The organism is Flavobacteriales bacterium, assembly GCA_025210295.1.
In the GTDB taxonomy this organism is placed as follows: Bacteria; Bacteroidota; Bacteroidia; order Flavobacteriales_D; family Parvicellaceae; genus S010-51.
In genome coordinates this window covers 1-14,812 of the sequence record JAOASC010000046.1, presented here as the reverse complement: position 1 = coordinate 14,812, position 14,812 = coordinate 1, and the positions used below count along the sequence as shown (strand labels likewise).

Sequence of the window (14,812 nt, the reverse complement as noted above, 5' to 3'; positions counted from 1 at the left end):
ACAATAACCATGGCAACTATTAAAGTAAAAAAAGTACGTAGCATTATAAATAGACCTAAAAATCAAAAGCTTACTATGCAAGCTTTAGGTCTTAACAAAATGAACAGAGTTGTAGAGCACGAAGCTACACCTCAAATTTTGGGAATGATTAAAAAAGTAGAACATTTAGTTGAAGTAGTTAAATAATTAACTCCACTAAGTTTACTATTAATTTGATAAAAAAAATTGAAATGAAATTAAATAATTTAACACCAGCAAAGGGTTCTACAAAAAACAAAAAGAGAATTGGTAGAGGTCAAGGATCTGGATATGGTGGAACTTCTACAAGAGGTCATAAAGGTGCTAAATCTCGTTCAGGGTACAGCAGTAAAATTGGTTTCGAAGGTGGACAAATGCCACTTCAAAGAAGAGTTCCTAAATTTGGATTTAAAAATATTAATCGAGTTGAATACAAAGGGATTAATTTAGATTCTATCCAAAGTTTAGTTGATAATAAAAATATTACAGAAATCACCCCTGAAGTATTAGTTGCAAATGGTTTAGCTTCTAAGAAAGATTTAGTTAAAATCTTAAATAGAGGTGAATTAAATGCGAAAGTTACTATAAAAGCAAATGCTTTTTCAGCTTCAGCTAAAGCAGCAATTGAAGCAAAAGGTGGGGTTGCAGAAGTAATTAAATAATTACAACAAATTGATTAATGAAAAGGTTTTTAACAACATTAAAACACATTTGGAGTGTTGAAGATTTAAGAAAGCGTATTATATATACGCTTCTTTTAATATTGGTATATAGAATAGGATCATATATCATTTTACCTGGTATTAATTCGTCCATAATGGATGCAAAATCAACTCAAGGAGGAATTCTTTCTTTGATTGATATGTTTGCTGGAGGGTCTTTTTCAAGAGCCTCTATTATGGCTTTAGGTATAATGCCTTATATCTCAGCTTCAATTGTGATGCAGTTAATGGGAATGGCGGTGCCAGCTGTTCAAAAAATGCAAAAAGAAGGAGAAAGTGGACGTAAGAAAATTACACGTTATACACGTTTACTAACAATCGTAATTTGTTTATTCCAAGGTCCTACTTATATCGCAGCTTATGCCAAGGATTATTTACCAGCTAATGCTGACTTCTTATGGTGGACGCAAACGGTAGCTATTTTAACTGCAGGAACAATGTTCGTTACATGGCTTGGAGAGAGAATTACAGATAGAGGATTAGGAAACGGAGTTTCTTTAATTATTACAATTGGTATTATTGCCAACTTACCAGGAGCATTTTTTGCCGAATTAGGTTCTAAATTGACTGGAGGTGGTATGGTATTATTACTAGTTGAAATCGTAGTCTTACTATTTGTTATCTTATTAACGATACTATTAGTTCAAGGAACCAGAAGAATACCAGTTCAAACAGCAAAAAGAGTTATCGGTAGAGGTAATAGACAAGCTGTAGCAGGTGGACAAAGAAGTTATATTCCATTAAAAGTCAATCAATCAGGAGTAATGCCAATTATCTTTGCTCAAGCATTGATGTTTATTCCTGCTTTGTTTGGAGGTTCTGTTGGTAACGCTTTCAGTGATGTCTCAGGACTTTGGTACAATTTGTTATTCTTTGCATTAATTGTTGTATTTACTTACTTCTATACTGCAATAACAATGAACCCTAATCAAATGGCTGATGAGCTGAAAAGAAATGGATCTTTTATTCCAGGTGTTAAACCAGGAAGATCAACAGCAGAGTTTATTGATAACCTCATTTCAAAGCTTGTATTCCCTGGATCAATATTCTTAGGAATTATAGCCATCTTACCAGCCTTTGCAATGAACGCAGGGATTAGTACAGGTTTCGCTTACTTCTATGGAGGAACATCTTTACTAATTATGGTAGGAGTAGTGTTAGATACATTACAACAAATAGAAAGCCACTTGTTAAATCGTCATTATGATGGTTTAATGAAAGGAACAAGAATAAAAGGTAGAACAAATACTCAGTCTGCAGTTTCAATGACGCAATCTTTATAATAGAATGATTTATTATAAAACGAAAGAAGAAATTGAAATCCAAAGAGAGAGTTGCCTTTTAGTAGGTAAGACCTTAGCAGAAGTCGCTAAACTAATTCAACCAGGAGTAACTACAGCTTATTTAGATAAAATTGCAGAAGAGTTTATCAGAGATAATGGAGCTGTTCCTGGGTTTAAAGGCTTATACGATTGTCCAAGTACACTGCTGACTTCTGTTAATGATGCAGTCGTTCATGGATTGCCATCAGACAAACCATTAGAAGATGGAGATATCGTTTCAGTCGATTGTGGAGTTTTGATGAATGAGTTCTATGGAGACTCCGCTTATACCTTTGAAATAGGGGAAGTTTCACAAGAAATTAAAAAATTACTTGAAGTTACGAAAGAAAGTCTTACCTTTGCAATCCAAAATGCCGTAGCAGGTAAAAGAATTGGTGACATTGGTTATGCGGTTCAATCGCATGCTGAGGCCAATGGATATGGAGTTGTTAGAGAAATGGTTGGTCATGGATTAGGAAAGAAATTACATGAAAAACCTGAAGTACCTAACTATGGTAGAAGAGGGAAAGGTCTCTTATTAAAAGAAGGTTTGGTTATCGCAATTGAACCAATGATTAATATGGGGACTAAAGACATTAGACAAGATAAGGACGGTTGGACGATCAGAACAAAAGATGGAAAACCCTCTGCTCATTTTGAGCATGATGTAGTAGTAATGAAAGGTAAGGCAGATGTCTTATCTACATTTGATTATATAGAAGAAGTATTAAATAATAAATAGTATGGCTAAACAAGCAGCTATAGAACAAGACGGAACAATTTTAGAGGCATTACCAAATGCCATTTTTCGTGTAGAATTAGAAAATGGACATACAATCATTGCCCATATTTCTGGTAAGATGAGAAAGTTTTATATTCGTATTCTACCAGGAGATCGTGTTAAGGTTGAAATGTCGCCATACGACTTAACAAAAGGAAGAATAACTTTTAGATATAAATAAAAAGTACAATGAAAACAAGAGCTTCAGTAAAGAAACGTTCTGCCGATTGTAAAATCGTTAGAAGGAAAGGAAGATTGTATGTAATCAACAAAAAGAACCCGAAGTTTAAACAACGTCAGGGCTAAAAAAACAATTTAAACTAGAATATGGCAAGGATTGCAGGTATTGATATACCAAAAAACAAAAGAGGCGTAATCGCTTTAACTTATGTTTATGGTATTGGAAGAAGCACCGCTAAGAAAATTTTAGACAAAGCAGGTGTAGATGAGAACATTAAAGTTCAAGACTGGAATGATGAACAAACAGGAACCATTCGTAATATCATCAGTGAAGAAATCACTGTTGAGGGAGCATTACGTTCGGAAATCCAATTGAACATCAAGCGTTTAATGGATATTGGATGTCAAAGAGGTATACGTCACCGTATGGGATTACCTTTGAGAGGACAAAGAACAAAGAATAACGCAAGAACAAGAAAAGGAAGAAAGAAAACTGTTGCTAACAAGAAAAAAGCAACTAAATAAAAGATAATCTTTTTTAATTATGGCTAAGTCACAAAAAAAGAAAAAAAAGGTTGTTGTAGAACCTGTAGGACAAGCGCACATTAAAGCTAGTTTTAACAATATAATTATTTCATTAACTAACGCATCAGGGCAAGTTATTTCTTGGTCTTCTGCTGGTAAAATGGGATTCAGAGGTTCTAAGAAGAACACACCTTACGCTGCTCAAGTTGCAGCAGAAGAATGCGCTAGAGAAGCTCACGAATTTGGATTAAGAAAAGTAAAAGTTTACGTTAAAGGACCTGGTTCTGGACGTGAATCAGCAATAAGAAGTATTCATAACAGCGGAATCGAAGTAACTGAAATTATCGATGTTACTCCATTACCACACAATGGATGTCGTCCTCCAAAAAGACGTAGAGTTTAATTTAATTTATAGAAATTACTATTTAAAATGGCTAGATATAGAGGTCCAAAATCGAAGATTGCTCGTAAATTCAATGAACCAATTTTTGGAGCAGATAAAGTTCTAGAGAAAAAGAACTATCCTCCAGGAATGCACGGGAATAACAGAAGAAGAAAGAAGCAGTCAGAATATGCAATTCAATTAGCAGAAAAGCAAAAAGCTAAATATACTTACGGTATCTTAGAGCGTCAATTCTCTAATTTATTTAAGAAAGCAAATGCTAAGTCAGGAATTACAGGTGAGGTATTGTTACAATTATGTGAAACTAGATTAGATAACATCGTTTATCGTTTAGGTATCGCTAATTCTCGTAATGCTGCTCGTCAGTTAGTTTCTCATAGACACATAACTATTAACGGAAAAGTTTTAAATATCCCTTCTTACAGTGTTAAAATTGGAGATGTAGTAGGAGTAAGAGAAAAGTCTAAATCTTTAGAGGTTATTAACAATTCTTTAGCAGCTACAAATACAAAGCACGAATGGTTAGATTGGGATGCATCTACTATGTCAGGACAAATTAATACTGTCCCTAATAGAGATCAAATTCCTGAGAATATAAAAGAACAACTTATCGTTGAGTTATATTCTAAATAATAGTTGAACGAATAATAAAACAATTAAAATGGCAATTTTAGATTTCCAAAAACCAGATAAAGTTATCATGCTAGATTCAACTGACACTTTTGGTCAGTTCGAATTCAGACCACTAGAGCCAGGTTATGGTATTACAGTGGGAAATGCTTTAAGAAGAATTTTATTAAATTCTCTTGAAGGGCATGCAATATCTTCTGTTAGAATTGAAGGAGTAGAACACGAATTTGATACTATTAAAGGAGTTGTTGAAGATGTAACTGAAATTATCTTAAACTTAAAACAAGTTCGTTTTAAGAAACAAATCGAAGATACAGATTCAGAAAAAATAGTTATCAATATTTCTGGTCAAGATACATTTACTGCTGGAGACATCGGTAAATTTACTTCATCTTTTCAGATCTTAAATCCTGAGCAAGTAATTTGTAAAATGGAATCTTCTGTTAAGTTGAACATTGAAATGACTATTGCTTCTGGTAGAGGTTACGTTCCTTCTGAAGAGAATAAAACTTCTAACGCACCTGTAGGTACAATCTTTATTGATTCAATCTTTACTCCAATTAAAAACGTTAAGTATTCTATTGCTAACTTTCGTGTTGAGCAAAAAACAGATTACGAAAAGTTATTAATGGATATTACAACTGATGGATCAATTAATCCTAAAGATGCATTAAAAGAAGCTGCTAAAATCTTAATCCATCACTTTATGTTATTCTCTGATGAAAGAATTACATTGGATGATGCTGATAGAGCTGAAGCAGAAGAGTTCGATGAAACTTCTCTACATATGCGTCAACTATTGAAAACTAGATTAGTTGATATGGATTTATCTGTAAGAGCTTTAAACTGTTTAAAGGCTGCAGATGTGGAAACATTAGGAGAGTTAGTATCTTTCAAAAAGAACGATTTATTGAAGTTCAGAAACTTTGGTAAAAAATCACTTACTGAATTAGAAGACCTTATCGAATCTAAAGGACTTTCATTTGGTATGGATATCTCAAAATATAAATTGGATAGAGAATAAATATATTCAAATCCTATAAAGAAAAGTTTGAAAAATGAGACACGGTAAGAAATTTAATCATTTAGGACGTAAGTCTGCACATAGAAAAGCAATGCTTTCTAATATGGCTTGTTCTTTAATTGAGCATAAAAGAATAGTTACAACTTTAGCTAAAGCTAAAGCTTTAAGAGTATACGTAGAACCTTTAGTTACAAAATCTAAAACGGATACGACTCACTCTAGAAGAACTGTATTTAGCTACTTAAAGAACAAAGATGCTGCAGCAGAATTGTTTAGAACAGTTGCTCCTAAAGTACAAGAAAGACAAGGTGGGTATACTAGAATTATTAAGTTACCAAACCGTTTAGGTGATAATGCAGAAATGGCAATGATAGAGTTAGTTGATTTCAACGATTTATTATTGGCTGATGCAGCTCCTAAGAAAAAGACAAGAAGAAGATCTAAAAAATCAGCAGCTCCAAAAACTGAAGCTCCTGCTCCTAAAGCAGAAGATTCAGCTGCAGCTGAAGAAGAATAAGATTTACTTATTATTTATAGTAAAAGGGATAATTCATACGAGTTATCCCTTTTCTTTTGGTAAAATATTTGAATCATGAATAATTTAATTTCATTGCTCATTAACGAAATAAATGCACAAAACCTTTGGGAAAATAGGTTAACCATTAAAAGAAATGAATACCTAAATAAAAAGGGCATTATTAATTCTAATTTATACTTTATTAAGAAAGGTACCTTTAGAATATATACAGTTGATGGTGAAACTGAATATACCATCCGTTTTGGTTATCAAAACAACATGATAACAGCAATTGATTCTTTTATTACTAATCAACCATCTCAATTCTATATTCAAGCTTTAAAAGAAAGCCAGGTTTATTCAATTTCAAAACAACGTTTTAAGTGTTTAATTGAGGAAAAGAAAGAATATCAGCAAGCTTATGAAGCTATTTTAGAACAGTTGATTTTACAACAAATGGAAAGAGAAATGGATTTGTTAATTGCTAATCCTAAAGAACGTTATGAAAGAGTGCTTAAACGAAGCCCTCTATTATTTCAAGAAATCCCGCTGAAGTATATAGCATCTTATTTAAGAATGGCTCCAGAAACTTTGTCAAGAATGTAAGTTAGCTGAATAAGCTAAAACATTGACTTCAATCAAGGATAATTAAAAAGCAACGCCTTTACTTTGCAATAAAAAATGAATAGCAATCAATTATTAGACGAGTTAATAAGCCTATCAGAAGAGTTAAGCAAAAAAGTAGCCGATTTACAACAGCTGCCAATTAAACAGTTAAATAATAGACCAGATAGTGCCTCTTGGAGTGCATTAGAATGTATTGAACACCTTAATTTATATTTTGCCTTTTATATCCCAGAGATAAGCAAAAGAATGGCAAAACAAAAAGGTATTAATGCCTCAGTTACTTTCCGCCCAGGTTGGTTAGGTAATTATTTTGCAAATGCAATGAAAATAAAAGAGGGAAAGTTCAAAAAAATGAAAACATTTCAAGACAAGAATCCTATTGGAAGTAAACTTGATAATAAGACTATAGAGCAGTTTATAGCCTATCAAAACGAATTAATAAAATTATTAACCGAAGCAAAAGCATCGAACTTAAACCAGATCAGAACCAGTATTACAATCTCTAAGTTAATCAAATTAAAATTAGGAGATACCTTTCGCTTTTTAATTTATCACAATGAAAGACATGTTGTACAAGCTATAAATGCGTTAAACTGATTCTTAGTTAGAACTATAGTTCTATTTCTTTAAAGATGAATATAAAGTAAATTAGCATTGGAGGGGATAAGGAAGAATGGGGGGATGAATAAGATTGTAGCGGATTAGTTTCTGCATAAATAATTTAATTTTTATATGAAACCTAGCATAATTTTGTTTTTGGTAATATTATTAGCAAAAGTTACTTATTGTCAGTTTAATTACACACCGAAAGATTCATTAAGGCTATTAAAAACGGAGTTTGGAAAAAAAATAAAATTAACAAGGTGCTCTTCTTGTTTTTATAGAAAGTTCAGTGATAGCAGTGTTATTTTGATTAAAGGTTTTGATAAAACATTATTAAATAAGAAAATGCTCTTACATTCTGATGTAAATACACATGAGAAGAATATCGATTTACAGGCAGGGTCACCAACGTTTGGTATGGAAAAAGCTGGAGGAAGACCTACAACAAGCACTTCTGTAACGTACAATATAGAATTTGAGGGGACTCAAACATATGTTTCTTTTGATAATTTACTAGTTCTTGAAAGTTATTTTAGACAGTACCCGCAATCAAAGAGAAAATATAAAACCTATAAAAGGTCTATTTATGCAGCAAGTTCTAGTGTTATGCTTTTCCTAACAGGTGGAGTGTTAGGTATAGTCGGATTATCGAAAGAAAAAAAAGCATTAGCAACCACAGGTGGTGCGCTTTTTGGAGTAGGAACGTTAGGTATGTATATTTCACTCCCTTTGTATACAAGGGGATTAAATAGAGCAATTGAATCCTATAACAATAATGTGGAGTAAGCCAAATTTAATTATTTATGTTGGTTAAAAGTTGTGGTGACCAAACTGTGATTTATCTCAAAATAATTTAGGGAAACAAATATAGGGCTTAAACCAGTTTTTTAATAAACTTTCGTTTTTATAAGGTATCTAGTTCTAAAGATTAGAGACATTATTTTAAATCTATTTCATAAGAAGTTACCTTACGGCAATTGAGTATATGAGTATACATAGATAGAGTATATTATTATACTATTTTGTTCAACCCCTAAAAGTTTATTCACTAACCCCATGAAAAAACTACTTTTCACGCTACTATCCTTTTTCTATGTCATCACAACGACAGCAGGGATTTATCCTCAGCATAGCCGTGTAACAGGAAATCAAATCAGTGTCAATAGTACAATAGAAGTAGAAGATGCCGATTATAGCTGCCTTACAAGCCCAAGTTGTACCAGTGTAGAACTCGCTTCATCGACGCTCTATTTAAAACTGTGGTTAGAAGAAAGCGTGGCTATACCAACCACACCATTTGAACTTAGAATAGATTACACCGTGACCCTCAACCCAGGGAATGTAACTCAAACAGGAAGTTTAACCATCGACTATAGCAACTTTGGGAGTTATACCGACATTGATTACCAACAATTCATCAGTAGCAATACTAGTTCACCCTACACGAAAGCTAAAGTCACCATCACCAACGTAAGCGGATCAGTTCCCGTTAATGTCCATTTAGACCTAAACCTCAGTACAGAAAAATACCAACCCCTATCAACCAACTATCCCATCGTAAAATGGGATGGAGTAGGGCAGCTCCCCACCAACGAACTCCAGATCTATTGGCCACACATAGAAGGAGCGGAGAGTTACGACGTAGAATGGCTTTTTATCGATGCCCCAGGCTCATCAATGCTCCCCCACAATAAAAGCTATGATTATAACTTTAAAAACGCCACCCGCATCAATACCAGTCAACTCCATTATAACATATCACTCGCCTACCCAGAAGGCCTCTTAATCTTCAGAGCAAGAGCCGTACAAAACAAACAAAACGGCGATCGAACAGAAGGAAAATGGTCCAGTGCCACCACCGGAACCCTTATCCCCCACAATACCTTTCAATATACCCAACACCAAACCACGACCACCACAGTAGCCACCCCATCTTATTCCTATCCAGGTCTAGAACAAGGCCGAAACTGGCAATACAACGTAAGCTATGCCGAGGGCGGAAAACGCAAAGAAATGATGAGCTATTACGATCCCACCTTAAGAAATCGCCAACAAGTCACCATCCTAAGCACCGAGAATAGAGCAGTAGTCGGAGAAACCATCTACGATTACGTAGGTAGACCAGCCATAACAACCCTGCCCAGTCCCCAACAAAATCAAGGGATCCGTTTCTATAATAACCAAAACAAATCCCCCCAAACAGGCCTTTACAACTACCAGGACTTCGATACCGATACCCAATACGAAACCCCGAACCCCATCGACAGCATAAACTCATTAGGAAGCGCCCACTATTACTCCAAATCCAACAATAGTCCCTTTGGGATCAATGGACAATACACCCCAACAGCCCAAGGATATAGCTATATCCGAACCCAATACCTAAACGATGGGACCAACCGTCCCCAACGCCAAAGCGGAATAGGAGAGACCTTTAAAATAAGCTCCGGAAAAGAAACCCAATACCACTATGGCAAACCCACCCAAGAAGAACTAGACCGCCTCTTTGGAAACGAAGCCGGATATGCCAAAATGTACACCAAAAAAGCCGTAATCGATGCCAATGGACAAGCCAGCATTACCTATAACGATAACTATGGAAGAACCATCGCCACCGCGCTAGCAGGCAGTACCCCAGAAAACTTAACCGACATCGACACCCAACCCACATTCGATAGCATCACCACCAACCTAAGTCACGAAAATCAATTAGACGCCAATGGCAACATCACCGTCTCCAATAGCATTATCGTGGTCAATCCAACAACCTATCACTTTACCTACCAATTAGACTCCGCAGCCGTAGACTTTGGCTGCCTCAATAACCAACCCTGTAAATACGACTACACCATCTTTATCACCGATGTTTATGGCAATAAAATCCCCTTTACCGATAGCAGCACAACCCTCACAGCAACAGGCATAACCCACCAAGAAACAATCAGCTTTACCATCAACATCAGCACTCCCGGTACCTATAAAATCAATAAAATATTAAAATTAAACACCGACCATTTACTAAATCTAGTCAACACCATCATCGAAAATAACGCCTGTCTAACAGTATCAATAGACTCCATTACCGATTGTAACCCCACCTGTTCAGAAGCCTGTAGAGACGCTTTCACCAGTGTCAACAAAAAAGGAGACACCACCTACTTTACCCCAACTGGAGACGTAGTCGCCGTAATAGATAGCAACGGAACCATCATTGAGTACGGAGTCAACTATACCACAAGCAATGCCCCCGACACCATAGCCAACCTACGCCATCAAATCAAAACCTGTACAGACAGTTGTACCCAAATAGCCGATTACCTAGGAGACGGAGACCAAACACCCTGTCAAATCCAATACAATCAATTAGCCGCCGACCTCTCCCCAGGCGGACAATACTTCGACAACCACCCCCTACAAAACACCAGTACCTACGAACCCAACCGCTACAACCAACTCATCACCCTGATGCAAACCACCAGTGAATTTGCAGACTATACCCAACTCTCCAACTGTTTAAACATCACCTTTAATGGAGACACCGTAGAATTTTGGAAAACCGTACACCTTAACTGGGATGACAACTACAGCGATATCCTAATCCGTCTACACCCCGAGTTTTGCGCCTATAAAAGCGAATGCTGCGCGATCATCAAAGACTGCGGAGTATCAATCAACTGCAACAGCCCATACACCCCCAATCCATCGACAATCACAGCCCACCTCAGTAATTACCTAGGCACAGGTTACGACATTCGAGAAATCGCAAAAGACACCTCAATGACGGACTATCCAACTTCGAATACCACCATCGACAGCATCTATCATTTGCTACACGATAGCACTGGCGTAATCGGATCAGGCATCATGACACCAGCCGACTTTATCAACGCCACCAGCACCTACTTTACCCAATACGAAAAATACCAATACATCAAGAATAAATGCACAAACCTCTACCTAGCAGGAACCTATGGCATCACAGCCGAAGGATTTATCCTCCGCTATCCCCAAAACCCCGTATTCGAAAACTACACCCCACCCATGCCCAACACCACCACCATCACCCAAGAAGTCGTAGACTTATGCCATCAAGAAGCAACAGAATACACCCAACACTTTATGCAGAACTTTGCATGTATCGACCAAATCACCGATACCGCAGCCCTCAGCAGCTATATCCAAACACAAATGCAAAACAACTGCAACAATGGACTAAACCATAACGAAAACATGAACTATCAAATCGCTCATTACCTCGACAGTATAGGCGTAGTAGCCTCATGCCTATACAGCCTTTGGCCAGAAGAATCAGAAGACCATTGCAAATGCGATCAAACCATCGCCTATTTAGCCGATTACCATGAAAAAAGCATCACAGAAATCACCCTCAACTGGAGTAGCTACGTCCAAAGCATCAACACCAGTCAATTCAATGAACTCCTAGATTCCATAGACCTCACCCAAGGATACAACCTCACCACCCTCGACAGTATCCTCACCAAATGCAACCAATTAAGCTTTCACCAAAACAATAACACCAACGGAAGCAACCAACTCGCAGTACCCAGCTATTTCACATGCCTTGCTGACACCATTACCCAAGACACCAATGCTTGTGTAAGCACCCTCAACGAGATCACCTATCAAAACGCACTAGCCCAAGTCCAACAACAAGCCCTCGACAGTGCAACCCACTACCGAAACCACTATACCAACACCTGCTTTCATCCCGACAGCATGGCCCAAAGAGAAACCTTCACCATGCGTTACCTCCTAGAAGAATACCATTACACCCTCTATTACTACGACCAAGCCGGCAACAAGATCAAAACCGTACCCCCATCAGGACTCTACCAAGAAAACAACACAGGCACAGTCATCCATAAAAGCATCTTAACCAATGCACAAATAGACTCCGTACAACACTACAGAGCAAACACAAGCGGATATTCATTCATCCATCCCCAACACACCTTAGTCACCAACTATAAATACAACTCGCTCAACCAACTCACCAGTCAACACACCCCCGACGGAGACAGTACCATTTACTTTTACGACGCCCTAGGAAGAATCATTGCCTCACAAAACGCCGAACAATTAACCCGCGGGACCTACAGTTATACCCTATACGACGCCCTAGGCAGAACCTATCAAGCCGGAGAACTCCAACCAAGCACAACCCTCAGTCAAACCACCGCACAAGACGCAACCGACTTTTTAAACCGAAACCTCAGTACCACCACCAATCCCTTTTTAATGTGGGTACACAATGCCACCAGCAAAAAAAGTGTCATCACCACCCGCTACAACAATTACAACCCCACATATACCATCCCCATCACCGGAGAAAACCTACGCAACCGAATCGCCCACATCCACTATTACGACGATTACAGTCAAGGACACCAAACCGCGACCTACTATAGTTACGATATCAACGGAAACGTCAAAACCATCATTCAAGAAAACAAAAACATGCCCAACGGACAAACCCAAAAACGCATCGACTATAGCTACGACTTAGTCAGTGGGAATGTCAACGAAGTCTCCTACCAAGCCGGCGAGAACGACCAATTCTACCACCAATACGAATACGATGCCGACAACCGATTAACCGTAGCCTATACCAGTAGAAACGGAATCATCTGGGAAAAAGAAGCCAAATACTACTATTACCCCCACGGACCACTCGCCCGTGTAGAAATCGGCGACCAACAAGTCCAAGCCCAAGACTACGCCTATACCATCCACGGTTGGTTAAAAACCATCAACTCCAGCACAGGAAAAGCAGAACGCGATCTCGGAGAAGACGGAAAGATCGGAGGACTCAATGCCGAATTTGGACAAGACGTTTATGGAATCTCGCTCCATTACTATACCGGCGACTATCAAGCCATCGGAAGTGCTGCCAATAGCGCCATTCTAGCCAACACCACCAACATAACCGCCAATAACCTCTATAACGGGAACATCGGAAAAATGATTACAGCCATATCCGACGAAAACGAAAACAACATCGCCATTCACGGTAACGGTTACAGTTACGACGCCCTAAACCGAATCAAAAGTGCTCAAGTCTGGAAAGACCAGAGCAATCACAGCATCTTCGAAAATAATACCTTTATAAACGCAACCAATAACGGCGATTACCGTAGTACTTATAAATACGACGGAAATGGTAACCTCACTTACCTAAAACGAAACGGATACCAATCGGCAACCACCGACACCCTCATGGACGAATTCAGCTACATATACGACCTAAGTGCAGGCTATAAAACCAACAATAAACTGCACCAAGTCACCGACAATGTAGCAGCCAGCAACTACGAAATAGACATCGATAACCTTAGCGCCAACAATTACCAATACGATGAAATAGGGCGCCTCACCCGAGACCTTTCCGAAGAAATCGACAGCATCAAATGGAACGTATCCAACAAAGTCGTCGAAATCATCAGGACAGCCGGAAGCAATCAGCCCAACATCAAGTTTAGCTACGATCCACTAGGCAACAGAACCAGCAAAAAAGTCACCCATACCAATGGCGATCAAACCATCACCCATTACACCTTAGATGCCCAAGGCAACACGATGGCCACCTACAAAGAAAACATACCAAGCGGAGAAGCATCCAGTCTCAGCCTACAAGAATACATGCTCTATGGAAGCAGTCGATTAGGCGTAAAAACAGAAGATGTTTACCTAATAGACCCCAACTTACTCTCCTTAGTCAACGTAGCAGGATTAGGGATCAACAACGGCGAACTCCTCAAAGAAACAGGAACCAGTTGGAACAATGGCGGCGCATCATCCGCCTACCAACTCAACGGAGACGGCTACATCAAATGGACCTTAGATGCCACCAACAGCTCCAATGTAGACATAGCCGTAGGACTCTCCTATAGCGATGCCTCCCCAAGTCTCTTTACGATCAGCTACGCTTGGCACACCAGTTCCATCAGTTCAGGAGCAAAAATATACGAAAACGGAAGCTACAAATCCAGCCATGGAAGCTATACAGGAGGAACCGAACTCATGGTACGAAGAAGCAACAACGGAACCACCATAGAATACCTAAAAAACGGAGTCGTAGTCGCCACCCGAAACAACCTATCCGCCGCCCCAATGGTTGTAGATATAAGTTTAAAAATCCAAAACCAAAGTAAAATCACCTCCCTAGAGCTCTACGACAGCCAAAAAAACAGAACCCTCACCCTAAGCGGAAGTTCAGGAGCAGTCAACGCAGTAGACCTTAGTTATAGAACCTTAGACCACAAACAATACGAACTAAGTAACCACCTAGGCAACGTCTTACAAACCATTTCCGACCGAAAATTAAGACCAACCAGTCTCACCAGTACCAGTTTAATAACCAGTGGAAGCATGGCCACACAAAGTGGAGTCACCTATGGCATCAATTATATCGAGAGAAATGCTACAGGCAGCACATGGGG

At 38.2% G+C, this 14,812-nt stretch carries 15 protein-coding genes; all 15 read left to right on the top strand.

Annotated features, from left to right (window positions below; translation table 11 throughout):
* Positions 1-9: 9 nt before the first annotated feature.
* Entirely contained in the window at positions 10-186 is a 177-nt protein-coding gene (gene rpmD / locus N4A35_13950) for a 50S ribosomal protein L30 (protein ID MCT4582514.1), read from the top strand.
* Between the two features lie 44 nt (positions 187-230).
* Positions 231-680 (top strand): 50S ribosomal protein L15, encoded by a 450-nt coding sequence (gene rplO, locus N4A35_13945; protein MCT4582513.1) that lies wholly within the window; start codon positions 231-233, stop codon positions 678-680.
* 17 nt (positions 681-697) lie between these two features.
* The gene (gene secY / locus N4A35_13940) at positions 698-2,023 is read left to right on the top strand and encodes a preprotein translocase subunit SecY (protein MCT4582512.1); all 1,326 of its coding nucleotides are present in this window, start codon (positions 698-700) and stop codon (positions 2,021-2,023) included.
* A 4-nt stretch (positions 2,024-2,027) separates the two neighbouring features.
* Positions 2,028-2,804, top strand: a complete 777-nt coding sequence (map, locus tag N4A35_13935; GenBank protein MCT4582511.1) for a type I methionyl aminopeptidase — start codon at positions 2,028-2,030, stop codon at positions 2,802-2,804.
* 1 nt (position 2,805) lies between these two features.
* Positions 2,806-3,024 carry a translation initiation factor IF-1 gene (gene infA, locus N4A35_13930; GenBank protein MCT4582510.1) on the top strand — a complete coding sequence of 73 codons (219 nt, stop codon included), beginning with the start codon at positions 2,806-2,808 and terminating at the stop codon, positions 3,022-3,024.
* An 8-nt stretch (positions 3,025-3,032) separates the two neighbouring features.
* Positions 3,033-3,149, top strand: coding sequence for a type B 50S ribosomal protein L36 (ykgO, locus tag N4A35_13925; GenBank protein ID MCT4582509.1), 117 nt, complete (start codon positions 3,033-3,035; stop codon positions 3,147-3,149).
* Between the two features lie 21 nt (positions 3,150-3,170).
* Positions 3,171-3,548: a 30S ribosomal protein S13 gene (gene rpsM, locus N4A35_13920; GenBank protein MCT4582508.1), complete on the top strand. Its 378-nt coding sequence runs from the start codon at positions 3,171-3,173 to the stop codon at positions 3,546-3,548.
* A 19-nt stretch (positions 3,549-3,567) separates the two neighbouring features.
* A complete protein-coding gene (gene rpsK, locus N4A35_13915; GenBank protein ID MCT4582507.1) occupies positions 3,568-3,951 on the top strand; it encodes a 30S ribosomal protein S11 in 384 nt (127 codons plus the stop codon).
* 27 nt (positions 3,952-3,978) lie between these two features.
* Positions 3,979-4,584, top strand: coding sequence for a 30S ribosomal protein S4 (gene rpsD / locus N4A35_13910; GenBank protein ID MCT4582506.1), 606 nt, complete (start codon positions 3,979-3,981; stop codon positions 4,582-4,584).
* 28 nt (positions 4,585-4,612) lie between these two features.
* Complete coding sequence (locus N4A35_13905) at positions 4,613-5,605, top strand: DNA-directed RNA polymerase subunit alpha (GenBank protein MCT4582505.1); 993 nt, start codon at positions 4,613-4,615, stop codon at positions 5,603-5,605.
* Between the two features lie 34 nt (positions 5,606-5,639).
* Positions 5,640-6,122: a 50S ribosomal protein L17 gene (gene rplQ, locus N4A35_13900; GenBank protein ID MCT4582504.1), complete on the top strand. Its 483-nt coding sequence runs from the start codon at positions 5,640-5,642 to the stop codon at positions 6,120-6,122.
* A 75-nt stretch (positions 6,123-6,197) separates the two neighbouring features.
* Positions 6,198-6,728 (top strand): Crp/Fnr family transcriptional regulator, encoded by a 531-nt coding sequence (locus tag N4A35_13895; GenBank protein MCT4582503.1) that lies wholly within the window; start codon positions 6,198-6,200, stop codon positions 6,726-6,728.
* Positions 6,729-6,803: 75 nt separating this feature from the next.
* Complete coding sequence (locus tag N4A35_13890; GenBank protein ID MCT4582502.1) at positions 6,804-7,346, top strand: DinB family protein; 543 nt, start codon at positions 6,804-6,806, stop codon at positions 7,344-7,346.
* Between the two features lie 135 nt (positions 7,347-7,481).
* On the top strand, positions 7,482-8,138 hold the full coding sequence (locus N4A35_13885) for a hypothetical protein (GenBank protein MCT4582501.1): 657 nt from the start codon (positions 7,482-7,484) through the stop codon (positions 8,136-8,138).
* Between the two features lie 270 nt (positions 8,139-8,408).
* A partial coding sequence (locus N4A35_13880; GenBank protein MCT4582500.1) for an RHS repeat protein occupies positions 8,409-14,812 on the top strand: 6,404 nt, incomplete at its 3' end.

Excerpts from the sequence above, each read along its gene's own strand:
- N4A35_13890 (MCT4582502.1), top strand. The coding sequence starts at position 6,804 with ATGAATAGCAATCAATTATTAGACGAGTTAATAAGCCTATCAGAAGAG.
- rpmD (MCT4582514.1), top strand. The coding sequence starts at position 10 with ATGGCAACTATTAAAGTAAAAAAAGTACGTAGCATTATAAATAGACCT.
- rpsD (MCT4582506.1), top strand. The coding sequence starts at position 3,979 with ATGGCTAGATATAGAGGTCCAAAATCGAAGATTGCTCGTAAATTCAAT.
- N4A35_13895 (MCT4582503.1), top strand. The coding sequence starts at position 6,198 with ATGAATAATTTAATTTCATTGCTCATTAACGAAATAAATGCACAAAAC.
- rpsK (MCT4582507.1), top strand. The coding sequence starts at position 3,568 with ATGGCTAAGTCACAAAAAAAGAAAAAAAAGGTTGTTGTAGAACCTGTA.
- N4A35_13885 (MCT4582501.1), top strand. The coding sequence starts at position 7,482 with ATGAAACCTAGCATAATTTTGTTTTTGGTAATATTATTAGCAAAAGTT.
- N4A35_13905 (MCT4582505.1), top strand. The coding sequence starts at position 4,613 with ATGGCAATTTTAGATTTCCAAAAACCAGATAAAGTTATCATGCTAGAT.
- ykgO (MCT4582509.1), top strand. The coding sequence starts at position 3,033 with ATGAAAACAAGAGCTTCAGTAAAGAAACGTTCTGCCGATTGTAAAATC.
- rplO (MCT4582513.1), top strand. The coding sequence starts at position 231 with ATGAAATTAAATAATTTAACACCAGCAAAGGGTTCTACAAAAAACAAA.
- rpsM (MCT4582508.1), top strand. The coding sequence starts at position 3,171 with ATGGCAAGGATTGCAGGTATTGATATACCAAAAAACAAAAGAGGCGTA.
- rplQ (MCT4582504.1), top strand. The coding sequence starts at position 5,640 with ATGAGACACGGTAAGAAATTTAATCATTTAGGACGTAAGTCTGCACAT.
- infA (MCT4582510.1), top strand. The coding sequence starts at position 2,806 with ATGGCTAAACAAGCAGCTATAGAACAAGACGGAACAATTTTAGAGGCA.
- secY (MCT4582512.1), top strand. The coding sequence starts at position 698 with ATGAAAAGGTTTTTAACAACATTAAAACACATTTGGAGTGTTGAAGAT.
- map (MCT4582511.1), top strand. The coding sequence starts at position 2,028 with ATGATTTATTATAAAACGAAAGAAGAAATTGAAATCCAAAGAGAGAGT.